The sequence below is a fragment of the Rheinheimera sp. ATLC3 genome, from assembly GCF_059429535.1.
Map to the genome: position 1 here is coordinate 1,599,155 of NZ_CM182103.1, position 13,163 is coordinate 1,612,317.

At 40.0% G+C, this 13,163-nt stretch carries 13 protein-coding genes; 1 reads left to right on the plus strand and 12 read right to left on the minus strand.

Annotated features, from left to right (window positions below):
* Window positions 1-180: 180 nt before the first annotated feature.
* The 9 genes from AC5SV9_RS07480 to AC5SV9_RS07520 form a co-directional block, all read right to left on the minus strand.
* Complete coding sequence (locus AC5SV9_RS07480) at window positions 181-501, minus strand: hypothetical protein (RefSeq protein WP_475147665.1); 321 nt, start codon at window positions 499-501, stop codon at window positions 181-183.
* 88 nt (window positions 502-589) lie between these two features.
* Window positions 590-1,300 carry a hypothetical protein gene (locus AC5SV9_RS07485; RefSeq protein WP_475147666.1) on the minus strand — a complete coding sequence of 237 codons (711 nt, stop codon included), beginning with the start codon at window positions 1,298-1,300 and terminating at the stop codon, window positions 590-592.
* 466 nt (window positions 1,301-1,766) lie between these two features.
* Window positions 1,767-2,711, minus strand: a complete 945-nt coding sequence (locus AC5SV9_RS07490) for a hypothetical protein (protein WP_475147668.1) — start codon at window positions 2,709-2,711, stop codon at window positions 1,767-1,769.
* Between the two features lie 13 nt (window positions 2,712-2,724).
* Complete coding sequence (locus AC5SV9_RS07495; RefSeq protein WP_475147670.1) at window positions 2,725-3,168, minus strand: hypothetical protein; 444 nt, start codon at window positions 3,166-3,168, stop codon at window positions 2,725-2,727.
* 216 nt (window positions 3,169-3,384) lie between these two features.
* Complete coding sequence (locus AC5SV9_RS07500) at window positions 3,385-4,311, minus strand: hypothetical protein (RefSeq protein ID WP_475147672.1); 927 nt, start codon at window positions 4,309-4,311, stop codon at window positions 3,385-3,387.
* Between the two features lie 223 nt (window positions 4,312-4,534).
* Window positions 4,535-5,050 carry a hypothetical protein gene (locus tag AC5SV9_RS07505; RefSeq protein ID WP_475147675.1) on the minus strand — a complete coding sequence of 172 codons (516 nt, stop codon included), beginning with the start codon at window positions 5,048-5,050 and terminating at the stop codon, window positions 4,535-4,537.
* A gap of 75 nt (window positions 5,051-5,125) precedes the next feature.
* On the minus strand, window positions 5,126-6,118 hold the full coding sequence (locus AC5SV9_RS07510) for a hypothetical protein (RefSeq protein ID WP_475147678.1): 993 nt from the start codon (window positions 6,116-6,118) through the stop codon (window positions 5,126-5,128).
* Window positions 6,119-6,309: 191 nt separating this feature from the next.
* Window positions 6,310-7,791 carry an alkaline phosphatase D family protein gene (locus AC5SV9_RS07515; RefSeq protein WP_475147681.1) on the minus strand — a complete coding sequence of 494 codons (1,482 nt, stop codon included), beginning with the start codon at window positions 7,789-7,791 and terminating at the stop codon, window positions 6,310-6,312.
* 36 nt (window positions 7,792-7,827) lie between these two features.
* The gene (locus tag AC5SV9_RS07520; protein ID WP_475147684.1) at window positions 7,828-8,577 is read right to left on the minus strand and encodes a DNA/RNA non-specific endonuclease; all 750 of its coding nucleotides are present in this window, start codon (window positions 8,575-8,577) and stop codon (window positions 7,828-7,830) included.
* A 163-nt stretch (window positions 8,578-8,740) separates the two neighbouring features.
* Between AC5SV9_RS07520 and AC5SV9_RS07525 the strand changes: the two genes are divergently transcribed.
* Window positions 8,741-9,820 carry an alpha/beta hydrolase family protein gene (locus AC5SV9_RS07525; RefSeq protein WP_475147685.1) on the plus strand — a complete coding sequence of 360 codons (1,080 nt, stop codon included), beginning with the start codon at window positions 8,741-8,743 and terminating at the stop codon, window positions 9,818-9,820.
* 107 nt (window positions 9,821-9,927) lie between these two features.
* Here the strand turns inward: AC5SV9_RS07525 and AC5SV9_RS07530 are convergent, their stop codons facing one another.
* The 3 genes from AC5SV9_RS07530 to AC5SV9_RS07540 form a co-directional block, all read right to left on the minus strand.
* Entirely contained in the window at window positions 9,928-10,860 is a 933-nt protein-coding gene (locus AC5SV9_RS07530; RefSeq protein WP_475147687.1) for an HNH endonuclease, read from the minus strand.
* 317 nt (window positions 10,861-11,177) lie between these two features.
* Entirely contained in the window at window positions 11,178-11,708 is a 531-nt protein-coding gene (locus AC5SV9_RS07535; RefSeq protein WP_475147690.1) for an H-NS family histone-like protein, read from the minus strand.
* Between the two features lie 368 nt (window positions 11,709-12,076).
* Window positions 12,077-13,123 carry a DUF1566 domain-containing protein gene (locus AC5SV9_RS07540; protein ID WP_475147692.1) on the minus strand — a complete coding sequence of 349 codons (1,047 nt, stop codon included), beginning with the start codon at window positions 13,121-13,123 and terminating at the stop codon, window positions 12,077-12,079.
* Window positions 13,124-13,163: the final 40 nt, after the last annotated feature.

Consider the following 13,163-nt stretch of genomic DNA (forward strand, 5'->3'; position numbering starts at 1 on the left):
TCAAATAATTGTCGAACATCAACTGGAACGCATAGATGTAAATTAATTTCACTTCAAATACGATGTCTATCAGAGAGGCTACCGGTAAAGTGTTTTTGTCGTGGGTCTGGTGAGCAGATTTCATTTAAAGATTTCAAAGGATCTTCTACAACTTCACTTTTTTTCATAAAAATATTATGCCTACTTCCACGATTCCCAGTCTTTATATCCAACTTTGTAACCGACAACCTTACCGATACCAGGTTCACTAATTAGCCGATTTATTAAATCATTCTGTTCTTTTACACTAACAATGTGTTCTATATACTCGATGCCATCTAAAAAGTACCTTACAGCGTAATCTCCACGGCCTGATATATTCTTGTGTGGAAATAAATGTCTCTGATATTTATCACGTAGCTCCCAAAGTTCTTCTTTCAATTCATTAGCCCTAGTTTTTGTAAAAATCAGAGCTAAAAAAAGCGGCACACTTACAAAGGCCATAAACTCTACCAACCACATATTTCATCTTTCCTTAGTAATTCAGAGCATCAGCATTAATTCATACCGTATTTTTTAAGTAACGATTTAAAACCAAGATTTGGTTGTGTTACTCTAGCTTTATCTCCCCAGTTGTTTTAACCATCCTTAGTGCCAATGCAAAACAAATCAAAAGTGGTGCTATTTCAAAAAGGAATGTTTCCAACGGGGTTACTTTCATCTTTTCTTTAATTTCGTAATATTTTTCATTTTGAATGCGATAAAGGTCAAGTGTCTTTTCAAGATCTGATTCTGCGTCATATGACGCAATTGTTCCCGGTGCTTTCGGAAAATCATCAAGCTTAACTTCTTCCAATTGATTGAGATTAAGTTGCCTTGCTTTGGTCGCAACCGCATCGATCCATTCACAAGCCAGCTGATATTCTATGGACGGTCCGTGCGTCTCTAGTTCGAAAGTACCTTCAATAGCATCGATTTTTCCGGTGGGATCGTTACATGCAGAACCCGTATGTATGTCAGAAAATTCTTTAAGCGAATTTAAGTACAGAATAGCATTAGTTCTCGATATTGCTGCGTCCTGGTTCAATTCCCTAACCAATGTTTCTTTATTGCCTAGTGCAACCCCCAACAAAGCAATAATCAACCAAATATAATCGATGTACTTCCAATCTTTCTTTGTTAGTTTTTTAAAGTATCTACTATTCTCCCTGTTAGCTAGACAATCTATAAGTACTACCTTAATGAGGAAATACATTACCATCGTAATCAAAATTAGAACCAGCGTACTTTCTTTGATAAAAGAAATTAAGTTATAAATCATGTCTAGGTTCCTTGACCAAATTCCGAAAACCAGAAAGTTGAATCGACCATAGATTCTTAGGAAAATATCAATTTTGCACTTTAACGTATATTAAAGTGCAGATTTTTAACTAGATCAGCGACAAAGTGCATGCCTTGTCACTAACATAGATATTTTCGATACTTCTGTCACTACTTTAGCTAAATCTTACACTTATGCAACACAACTGCACTCTGAATGCGTGTGATTAGCTGATACAGCTTTAATTGATCTCACGTAAATACCATAGCGGTTACCGGAGGTATTTTCCGGCTAATTTTGATACGATTTTGGGTAGGTAGAACAATTCTCAGAATAGGTAGCTGGCAAATGTCTAGTTTATTGGTGGCGATTCAGTGATGGCCGGATTGAAAAATCTCCAGCTAAGACAGCTGGGATATACTAAGTTAATTGGTTGCAATTCAGTATGATGTAACTCTTTAAGTTATTACTTTTTAGTTTCTTCACTACCCTGAGAGTAACTAATATCTTTTGCAAACTTTTCAGCAGTTTCAGCAGTTTCAGCAGTTTCAGCCGTTTCAGCCGTTTCAGCCGTTTCAGCCGTTTCAGCCGTTTCAGCAGTTTCAGCAGTTTCAGCAGTTTCAGGTTCGCGTCTAGTCTTGGAATCTGGCTTCTTCCAATTCAAGACTCGAGCGAAAAATCCAGATGCGGCATCAGCATTAACATCCTCCTCATCTATGCCCCCTCTATTCAGCTTTTTAATCGATATTAGACTTGTAATAGCATCGTTTACAGCATTATAGCCTAAAAGATCATAGAGAACGGTTGCCGCTTTTAAAGGTCGTACTTTTTCACTTATAGATTCATCTTCTCCGATGCCAGTGTAATATAATTGTATAGCTGTTATTTCTTCCTCAGTGACATTTTGTAAAAGACCAATACAAAATGGCATTACAATTTTAGAAAAATCATCAAAGGTTATTCCTGCAGCCATAGTTGCAATTTCTTGGGCTCGTTTACTAGCCCTCTTTTTATCTATCTCACGATCAATAACACCAAGGAAACGCGACGCAATTTCAGCTAAACCGACATCAAATTCCTTTCCGTTTTCTCCTTTAATTTTTATTAAGGAACTGCGAAAAACAAACATTGCCCCTACCCCAGCCGAAATAACATCGGACACTTTGTCTTTAGTCAAATATTCACCAGTTTCAAAATCCCCAAGAAAGGCATGCATTAAAAATAATGCAACAAAACTCACTAGACCGTTAAAAGCCATATACGCTATGGAAGGTGCAGAAATTATAACTTTAAAAGGAGCGTCTTTATATCTAGACGTAATTTCGAAAAAGCTGAAAACAATCCCTATCAAAAATACAGAAAGGTAAAGACCAAAATAAGAACACCAATATTCAATCGACAACACTTCCATGTCATTGCCCTTATTACTTTATTAACTTATCATTCTTATAAATACGCCGTTCGTTCTTAAATTTACTTACAGAATCCTTTAAAACCTGATAAGCACTAACAATTTTCTTACCATTTTCAGTCAGTTTAATTGTCACATTTTCAAGACTGTTCCTATTTTCAGGATCTAAATTTATATCCAAAACGCCTTCATAAATCAGTTTCTCAATATCTTTCAAAACTAAATCAGCTTCCGCTCCAATTGATTTAACAACCTGGCTTAGCGATACAGTTGCTGAATCACTGCTTAAGCGATTTAATCTATTTAGAACCTTCCAGTCCATTTCAGAAATAGCATTATTACGATAAAAATCAGCATAATTCTCATTTGAGAACCTTTCTTGATTTTTTACTACGTCGTCAAACTTAAGGCCTTTTGTGTAACTTAAAACGTATGGTTGCTCGCTAGCCTTCTTCATAAGCTCCTCTACTCTAGTAACTAAACGAGTGCTAGCCTAATAATAGCATGGTTTTCCAAACTAAACATTCTGACAACCTTACTAAACATCAGTTCCACCTTTCTCACCCACAATAGTTTCTGCGCCTCTCTTTAAATTGGTATCGCCGGCTTTTTTCTATCTAACTCAGAGGTATAAAATCGCCCTCTTAGAATTGGTATCTAATCCAAATGCTAATCAGATTCTCGCATGCTTATTCTTAATACCTCTACAAGTAAAGCTACAACCAAACCCAGCACCATAAAAAAGCGCATAAATATTTTGTGGGTCGATCGCTTTGAAGTCGTGAACATCTAAATACAATACTTGACTTATGTCTCCTGGAGATCCCAAATTTCGACTGTGTCTTCCTTCGAATGAATTCGGAATAACTAGTAAACTAAGATATCCTGTTCTCTGGTCATAGTTAGAATCTATAAGGCCGTTTATTCCTTGAATAAACTCCAATCCTTCCTGCTCTAGAGTTACAAAAAATGTATCATCTTTGGAGCCATACCCTGTCCTGTCGACATAATTAAAATTAAACTTATACCTATTACTATCTAGTTGACTAAGTACACTACGGAAATCCAGTGCCAAATAAAATCTATGAGAAATAAAACCATTGTGAGCACTTTCTTGATTTAAATTAGCAACAGATATAATTTCTGACAAGTTTACAATATAACGTCTGAGCCCAGCATTCACTGACCTACTTTTAGCCTGAAGCTCACTATATATTGCATTAGAATGTAACCCTGCGACTTCAATCCTTTCAAAATCTTCAAACCCGCCTATTTCGAAAATAACATAAACATTATCTTTCGATATATTTTCTTTCAACAGCACTTTAATATCAAGAATTAGCCTAGTGTGCGCTTCGCTGACATTTAGCCTCCTACCATGCACTTTAACCTTACACTTACTTCGATTGATTTCGTCATTAACTTTGCTTGATACACCAGAGTTGACTACCACTGTTTCATTAAATGATCTGCAATTATCCGAAAAAAGGATCTTTGCCTGAAGTCCATTATACCGAGGTGGACTAAAACTAAATCTAACATATAAAATATAAATAAAAACTAGCAAAATAATTAGCATAAAGATAATTTTCCAGATCACCTTTACCTCTTTGCTTCCTAGAGGGTTAAGAATTAAACTTACATGCTTAAAGATATCCAAAGAGCAGAACCCTCGACATATATCGAATTAAAATCAAAAAAACATATCAACTACACCCTAAAAATCATAACCAACTTAGCACAACCACCATACATCATATCATCAATAACAAGCAGTCTAAAATCTATGCTTGCACTATCACCTTTTTAAAAAAGTCAATATTCTACTCGGTAGAAAACTTTTCTGATATTCTATTTAGTGTAGACAAAATGACATCAATAGTATTTTTAATGGCCACGCCTTCTGAATAAAGATTTTTAACATCATTTTCATTGAAACTGTCAACAAGGTTTCCTATATCCTCGTCAATGCTCTTGGAGGCTTTTGCTATTTGGTCGACAAGTGCAGCTACCTCGGCAAGATGAGCCGCGGCACCAGGAAAAAATAGGCTTTTTTCAGACTTATTAGCGACGACTGTTGCCAATCGAAATCCGTCTTTAAGGTTACGTGCACTTGCCGCAATTATTGCGTAAGCAGCGAAGGCATTTTCCGCCGTAATATTAATAAGCAGGTCACGGGCTTTTGATAAGCGGTCTTGGGTTTCATCATCAGCGGTATCCAATGCATTACTAAACTCACTAAGAAAACCTGTGTAATCCTTTTCTTCGGCAACTGCGTTGCGAATTTTTGCTAGTGCAGCCATACCACGCGCTTCTGCTGCGTTATGTTCAATTGTCATTTTGCATTTCCTCATAATTAAGTGTTGTGTATACACAAATCAGCTAGCAATTTCATGATCAACTTATAAAGAAGACTATTCACTGGGGACTGCTGCTCTAATTTGTTCTGCTACCAGCTTTAAATTTGCAGCAGTGTAGTTTCCACACTTGAATCGAAAAGATCTAAGTCCGCCACATTTCTGAAGTACACTGGCAGCTTCGCTATGCGTATTGCTCCATGCGTCGACTGCTTTCACAATTTTGTCTAGTGCTGAGTGGCGAGTCTTACGCCATTGAATCGAATCTTGTTTAGCTTTTTCTCTAGCGCGATAGCGTGGTTCTAGTAATGAGAGTAGTCCGACAATCGCGTGCGCTTCCACAGGATCAGCATTGTCCTTGAAGTAGTTTTCAATTGAAGAGAAACCTTTGTTATTTGCATACCAACGCATGCGTTTTTTACCCGCGCGCTCGTCAATCATTGCCCATTCCTGGAGTTGTATCGAGTCGATTACTTGCTTCTGTACTTCTGCTGCATCCTTCACCACTTGAGCCAATAACTGAACTTCTCTATTGACTGAGCTCATTATGCCTGCCAATGAGTCCTGGGCTTGAACTTTGGTAAAAGCATCAGCAAAGGCCTTGAATGCTGTTATTGCAGTTGAACTAATTGGATTGGATGCGCCAACAGTATTAACGATCGAGTTTACTGAATTGTTTATGCTATCTACAGCTTCTTCTCCAGTTTCTCCGGACGCCGCAAGTTTTGCTATGGCATCTGCATACCCGGTCATAACCTCGAGTGTTGCGTCAATATCAACTTTATTTGTCGCAAACGTATCTCGACGATTTTTCCATTCATCTAGTTTACTTTTTGTGAACCACCCCTCCTCAGATCCAATAAGATATTCAACATAGTTATGATCAAGCCGTTCAGTTATTTGTTTTCCCTCACTTGCTACTGCCCCTGCGAGGTCAGCTGAATTTTGTGCCCAACCAGATAAATCTGGTGTTGATGTGCATCCAGAAATGAAAATTAGTGTTAACCAGCAGATTTTCACAGTTAGATATTTTAGTTTTCCCGGAAACATCCTCGTTCTCCTACGTAGTTAATAATAAAAAATTGGCAATCATTAAAACCCCTAACTTATCGCATCAATTTAAGGAAGGAATTAACTTTAAATTGAATACAATTATCTGAACCACATATATCCCATCTAAAATCCGAAAATTAATATCAAATAAAAAAGCCGCTATCACATATCATTTTCAAATTTGTGCATTATTGAAGCGGAAAAGCAGGCTTATCTTTACCTTCATTAATCCAGTTAACCCAGAGCTTCGTATCCGTCCCTTCAAGCAACGTTACAAAATTACGGGCGCGGATATATTTGTTCGAGCCCTGTGGCTTGAGCATGTCGGCCGTGATGGATCGGGTCTCTTCCAAATATTCGAGGTCATCATTTGTGACGGCCAGTATGCCTAACCATTCGAGGTAAGTTGGTGCGGGATGCACAATGCCTGATGACACCACCTGGTGAATACTTATAGGCTGCTGTAAACGTAAGTCCCGGATAATGCCCAGACAGCCAACATGCACATCACCTGATAGCAGCACGGTTTTGGCATTTCGTATTTTCGCATTTTCCAAAAGAGCCATAATAAGTTTTAGGCGCTCCCCTTCATGCTCTTTAGCTCGCCAGTGGTCTTTTAAATCATCTGTGAGCTCTTCCTCCCACGGCGTGGAATCGACCACACTTTCTGCAAAAGAGAAATCCCGGTACACCACGGGTACCGCAGTCATAACCAACAGGTCCCCGTGGTTACAGCTATTTTCTAAGTAACTTTTGATGTCTTTCCACTGCTCACTGCCCATGACCTGAAGCAGCGTACGCTCAGAGCGGTTGTCCAACGCGAGAATGTTATATCCTCTAAAGTGCACCGCCATTGAGAAATGTGTCTTGTCGTCGGTTGCCAATAAACTTGTGTTGTCTCTGCCCCGAACCTGAAGTAAAGAGAAGTGTTTTCTTGCTGCTGCAAAGATGGCCTGATATACGTCACATTTCTTCTGTAAATCGTCCGGGTAACTGCCCCAACCATCAAAAATATCGTGGTCGTCCCACATCATGATAGAGGGAATAGATGCTAACATATGGGCTATGGGTTCTTTGTTCCATCTATCGACATAAAGCTCACTGTAGAACCTATCTAACTGTGTCCGCATGTCTTTCGTTGCTTTGCGGTTAACCTTCTCCTCCCGTGGAAGCTCATTCCAGGCTTTCAGCGTGCTCAACGTCGTCCACATGGAATCGGCATATACCTGGTCCCCACCAAGTAACAATAAGGAGAACGGGTTAATAAAGTGTTCTGCAGCCATGTCTTTCCAAAGGCGATATGGCTGCTCTGTTGTTGTCAGCATTTTATAGTCAGAGAAACCATTACATGAGGCGTATGCGAACTTAGGTTTCTCATTAGCGCCTGGCACATAAAACGTCCAGAAAGTTCTGCCGGCTTTGTCTTCCGCAGGCTCTGCATCTACTGAAATACTGTAGTTGACGTGGCGTTTGTCCTGCATGGCCACGGTTAGTACAGCACGCCACACATGCCCTGAGTAGATTTCGCCAATTAGCACCGCGTCTGCCTCTTGGCCATCTGCATAAGTTACAGATGCCTGACTGGCATTTTTGTCAGAGATAAATGTAACGGTGTAGAGCGTATCAGATTCAAGTCCCAGTATAGGACCGAGTACTAGTTTCTTAGACATCTGTCATATCCTTATATACAAGATTAAAAATAATCCCTACATACAACCCAATTGTTTAAGCAAAGCCGCCGATGACTGCAGCGCTGGTAGAGAAAAATTAAGCTTCTGTTTTAACGTCTCAAACGAAACAGAGCTGGCGCAGTAACTGTCGTTGCGTTTGGCCGATTGCTCCATGATAAAAAATGCGCCGTGGCCATCTTTGTTATAAATTGCTTTGAAGTAGGCCGAAGGTACTTTATGGGTTTCATCCGCTTGAGGCATTATCGGCATCTCTATCAGATATAGAGGCCCGGTTATAACAAACAGGCTATGTCTAAAACCTACAGCGGCTCTTTCTGCATCCTCAAGGGATTTCCAAGGGCCTTGGTTTAAGTCTTTATCTTGCGGCGTGATATTGCTCAGGTAATTAAGCTCATACCAGTATTTTGAGCTGGCAAACGTTGCAAGTGGGGCCTGATGGCCCCTATCTGCCTGCAGTACAGAGCTGCTTGCCCCTTTATAGTCGTCTTCCTCTAATGTTTTATCTGGATGAATTAAGGGATCTGTCGACCAGTCACGACCGGGTGACACCCCAAAATTTGTGATATCGACTTCATAAGCTACCCAATCGGCGAACTTAGTTTGGTTATTATTCGAGAGCGCATATAGATGGTTAAATACCAAGTCGTTGCCATCTGGATTAGTTGGGCAGCCAAGTGGACAATGCACGGAGTATATAGTTGCGCTGGCAGGGAGTGTGAATGCCAGCAACAGTGAAGTTGAAATAAGTGTCTTCGCAAATCCCATTTGCACGCTTCCTTTGATATAAGAGTATATGCAATGCTGCATTAATATTGTGCCAGTGCCGCTGGCAAATACTCTCTGCTCTGCTAATCATATTACCGTCTCCGATAAAAAATACCTTACGATTGCTTTATCAAAATATGATTTTTATTAGAAAGGGATTTTAATGATGTCTCAAAGCAAAGAACTTATCTTGTTTATCCCTGGATTGTCTGGCGGGGGGCCTGAAAAATATTTAAACAAGCTAACGGATGGCTTGGCAGATTATTGTAAAGGAACCGGCATCCCATTTAAGAATATAGAAGACTTTACCTCCGCAGAAGGCGCAAGCAAACGTCAAATCGAGATTGATGTATCAGACGAAATGCAAAAGACAATAGATATCCATGAAGTCTATTGGTCTGACTTAGCGCAAAACCTCAGTGCATCCAGCAGCTCACTAAAAGCCATTAGAGGCTTGTCATTAATTCTGTACTGGATGCGCTCACTGCCTGTCTGGGCAGCTGCGATACACAGCAAGTATATGTTCTCATCAATGCTGTTCACGCTACTTTTAATGCTGTTTTGGTATTTGGGTGTTTTTCTGGCCTTATTAACAGCGATAGGCACTCCGCCAGAAAGCGTTTTTACATTCGAAATATCCGGAAGTGAGTCAGTAAATTTTGCACCAATAATGCAGAGTATAAGTGATTGCGCTAAAGCGCTGGGTGGATGGTATATCTTCGCAGTGTCGGCAGTACTTGTTGCCGTTTTTCCAGTCAACTCCGTTGTCGACATCTCCTATGCGACCCAATGCTATTTACTCAACCGGGATAACGTGTTTCACAAAATAAGAGGCCGGATAAACTCAGCGCTGTATGATGCAGTACGTGACCCAGCGTATGAGAAAATTACCGTGGTCGGATATAGCTTCGGAGCTGTCGTCGCCGTCGAAGCTCTTGCCTCCTATACGGGTAAGAAAGAGCTTAACTTTATAACACTAGGAAGCCCTTTACTGATGATGGCAGCCAAATCCACACGGGTCAAGAACGCTATCGAGCAGCTGCAAGGTAACGCACAAATCACTTGTTGGTCGGATTTCTACTCAGATCAAGATTGGTTATGCACTAAATCACCAAACACATCTGTCAATGAAAAGCTCAATAGCCAGAAAATCACATCTTCAGTACCAATGGACGAGAGACTGAAAGGTCTAAGCCATCAGCTTTACTTTGGAGATTGGGACGTATTGAAGCGATTAATTTGAATATTTGGCTTAAACATCATAGAGATGTTGTACCACCAATCAGCGGTTTGCGAGATGCATAACAACTGACCAAAACTTTAAAACACTAACTATGTGTACAAATAAAATCATGTAAGCTTGGAGCGATGTCTTTTAAGGTAGTGCTCCATTTCTGCGTCAATCTTAATCCTGGCATTTACATCAATGTTAAGCGCTTGTATTTCTTCCGCTATGCACGAACTCAATAAAATCCTTCCCTCTTCATCAAAACTAATTAAATTCTTATCAAAAAGTGCATCATAAAGCGGAGAGAGAAGTAGCCCATTGTTTACGTCTAGGCGCTCTTTATCAGTAGCCTCGCTCCAAGGAACGATATGGCTAGCAATTAGTATTTTGTGTAATTTAGATCGTGTCACAGCACATTTGTTATCAAATTTATCAATAAGTTGACGTCTAAAGTAGCCTTGCCCTACGCGCGATGTTACTAAACCTTGTCTCTCCGTAATAGTTGGTGGCTTGTAGCTACCTTTTCGTTTATTAGAAATGACACCTTTTTTTGTCAAATGTGCTGAGCTACTCATTCCAACTTTTTCAGGTTTCCAAATGTAGATATCTATTAAGTCTTCATTATCTGTAAAATCATCATAATCAATGCTATCAAACACAATATGCACAGGTTTAGAGGTAGACTCATCATGCTCGACGTATTCTAGTCGACCACAGTATACGAATGGCTGCGTCTTACCTTTTACTCTCTGCACTACCCTAACAAACAAATGCGTCTCTAACTCTCCATTGATTACTTGCCTAATTTTGGGACTATCAATGTGCTGTGTTGTCTGAGAATCCCAATGAAAAAAATCTTCTTCGAAATAATCATTGAAATGGAACCGCGCTTCTTTACCTTCCTTTTGAAGATCCACAAACAGTAAGTAAGAGTTTGAGTTCTTGCAGGTAAAAACACCCTCTCGAACACTGGTGAGTGAACTCTCATTAAATAAAATGGAAAGGTCGCTTTTGCTATATTTAGCACCTAGTTTTAATTGACTAAAAATACTCATAGCACTTCCAAAGTCCCCATAGACTCTTATTACACTCTTAGAGATTAGTTTTGCATTTTAATGATTGTTAAAGTGCAGATTTTTAGCTAAATCAGCGACAAAGTGCATACCTTGTCACTAACATAGTGAATTTCAGATATCCTGTCACTACATTAGCTAAATTTTACACTAATGCAACACTATTGAGTTGTGTGCGCTTCTTTATCGCTGAATCTGAATAAAGCTAGTTCATATGAATAGCAGCGTATTACATGGAAGGATATATAGAGGTATTGCAGGAAAGCAGGTGCCCAGCTCAGCTAGGCACCAAAACATAGTTACTTCTTGGATAAGATCTCTTCACCATTAGCTGCTGCCCATTCATTCCAGGCATCAACTTTTGAGTTGTAGTTTTCCAGTGCTTGCGCTGTTGCTTCTGCAATTAGTGCATCAACTTGCTTTGCATGTTTCTTGTCAACCTTAGACACAGGCAATACTTCGACACCACGCTCCTGTAGCCCTTTCTTCATGGTATGGGTGCGCAGTAAATTTAGCTGGCCGCCTTCTACGTAGAAATATTGCTTATCTTTGTTGATGGTTTTGAACTTTGGTTTTGTTGGGCGTTTCCCTGAGGCCGGGTCATCTTGCTGACTATCTGAGCCTATAACATCGTTGCTCAATTTATAGCCCAGCTGCTCAAGCGTGAAGCCTTGCGACTTTGCCAGCTGTTCAAGCTGACCAATAATCTCAGCTTCCTTCTCTCGCTCTGCTATTACTGTGTTTAAGGTTGCAATAACGTCCTGCAGTTTTACAAGCGACAATTCCTTTGCAGCTTTTTTTAACTCGCGTTTATCTAATAGAATCGACATTACTTAATCCTTTGGGATTTGTACAGGGGTTGGGGACTTATTTACTTCCTGCAAAATCTCTCAACTGAGAGAAAAATCCCGACACAGAATGCCGGGTAATTAAATAATTAGCCTTTAACCGGCTAATTCAATTTCTTGCTTTTGATCATAAGCTTGTAGCCTAGACTAACATCTCAAGCGGAAACATCATAACCAACAAAATCTCAAACGCATATCGTAAATATGGACTTAACCGTTATTAACACGCAAATCGTCTGAGCTTATCTTTTAAAGAGTCATTTGTAGGAGAACCTTGAGGATATAAAGAGGCTATTGCACATATCGCATTCAAAACCTTTGCGCACGATATGTGCCTGTAGTGCTATTACTTAATTAATATCTCGAACAAATCTTACGTACAACTGCCCAGTAAACTGAGATACTCTGCCATCTTTAAAGCCGACATAATCGTAACCAGTATTAGCAGCAAAACCGAATAATACATTCGGTGTATTTGGAAAAGCAGTCTCGATAATAGTTGGAGCAGTAAAATCGCCTTTGCAAATTATGCTACCAGTAGCCGGATAGTAAGTGATATTTTCAGAACCAAGCCAGTAACTTGGATCTCCTGAGGAGCAGTAAACTAAACTGCGCAATTCTCGTACTGTAGGTGCGCGCCAGTCATCATAGTTCTCATCATCATAGTCAACAAGATTTGCAAGTCCTGCAAGCACAGTTATCGGTTCACCAGTACAAGTACCATCTTGCCAAGTCATGCCATAAGCACACCTTAGCCACATAAGATTAGTTTCTGTATCTGTTACAGTGCCGTCTTTATTGTCGATATAGCGTCCGACAACAACACCACTACCTTGCTCGGTAAAAGTCACACTAATAGCGCAATCTGAAGTGACAGCTGTGGTAACAAAGCTATTTGCGTCCAATTCACCACCGCAACCTGAAGCGCTAGTTAACTCATAGCCAATATCAGGGGTTAATGTAAATGTTGCAGTGTCTCCGTGTGCAATACTAAGACCATCTGGTGATATCTCACCACCGCCTGTAACACTAGTAGATATGGTATACGTCTTACGCTCAAATGCAGCACTAACCTGGCAGTTAGCTGTAATTGCACCTGTAGTGTATGTGCTGCCACTTAGTGTACCGGCACAACCACTGAGATTATCTATTTTGTATCCGTCATTCACTGATACGGTAAAAGAACCAGACTGTCCAGAAACGACCTCTAGTTGCGTCGGACTGAGACTGCCACCACTTGTGACAGACGTTGTAACTAGATATTTCTGAGTCTGCCCACCACCTGTTCCGCCATCTGTGCCTGTGTCTGAGCCTCCACTGTCACCTCCTCCACCACAACTTTGAACTAACAGCATTATCAATGGCAGCACTGCCAATCTATAGCGACTACTTAGCATTTTTAACGTCCTTACATTTACTGGGATTATATGCCTAGGA

Bases quoted from the DNA above. Each gene is read 5' to 3' on its own strand.
- AC5SV9_RS07480 (WP_475147665.1), bottom strand. From the start codon at position 501: ATGTGGTTGGTAGAGTTTATGGCCTTTGTAAGTGTGCCGCTTTTTTTA.
- AC5SV9_RS07485 (WP_475147666.1), bottom strand. From the start codon at position 1,300: ATGATTTATAACTTAATTTCTTTTATCAAAGAAAGTACGCTGGTTCTA.
- AC5SV9_RS07490 (WP_475147668.1), bottom strand. From the start codon at position 2,711: ATGGAAGTGTTGTCGATTGAATATTGGTGTTCTTATTTTGGTCTTTAC.
- AC5SV9_RS07495 (WP_475147670.1), bottom strand. From the start codon at position 3,168: ATGAAGAAGGCTAGCGAGCAACCATACGTTTTAAGTTACACAAAAGGC.
- AC5SV9_RS07505 (WP_475147675.1), bottom strand. From the start codon at position 5,050: ATGACAATTGAACATAACGCAGCAGAAGCGCGTGGTATGGCTGCACTA.
- AC5SV9_RS07510 (WP_475147678.1), bottom strand. From the start codon at position 6,118: ATGTTTCCGGGAAAACTAAAATATCTAACTGTGAAAATCTGCTGGTTA.
- AC5SV9_RS07515 (WP_475147681.1), bottom strand. From the start codon at position 7,791: ATGTCTAAGAAACTAGTACTCGGTCCTATACTGGGACTTGAATCTGAT.
- AC5SV9_RS07520 (WP_475147684.1), bottom strand. From the start codon at position 8,577: ATGGGATTTGCGAAGACACTTATTTCAACTTCACTGTTGCTGGCATTC.
- AC5SV9_RS07525 (WP_475147685.1), top strand. From the start codon at position 8,741: ATGATGTCTCAAAGCAAAGAACTTATCTTGTTTATCCCTGGATTGTCT.
- AC5SV9_RS07530 (WP_475147687.1), bottom strand. From the start codon at position 10,860: ATGAGTATTTTTAGTCAATTAAAACTAGGTGCTAAATATAGCAAAAGC.
- AC5SV9_RS07535 (WP_475147690.1), bottom strand. From the start codon at position 11,708: ATGTCGATTCTATTAGATAAACGCGAGTTAAAAAAAGCTGCAAAGGAA.
- AC5SV9_RS07540 (WP_475147692.1), bottom strand. From the start codon at position 13,123: ATGCTAAGTAGTCGCTATAGATTGGCAGTGCTGCCATTGATAATGCTG.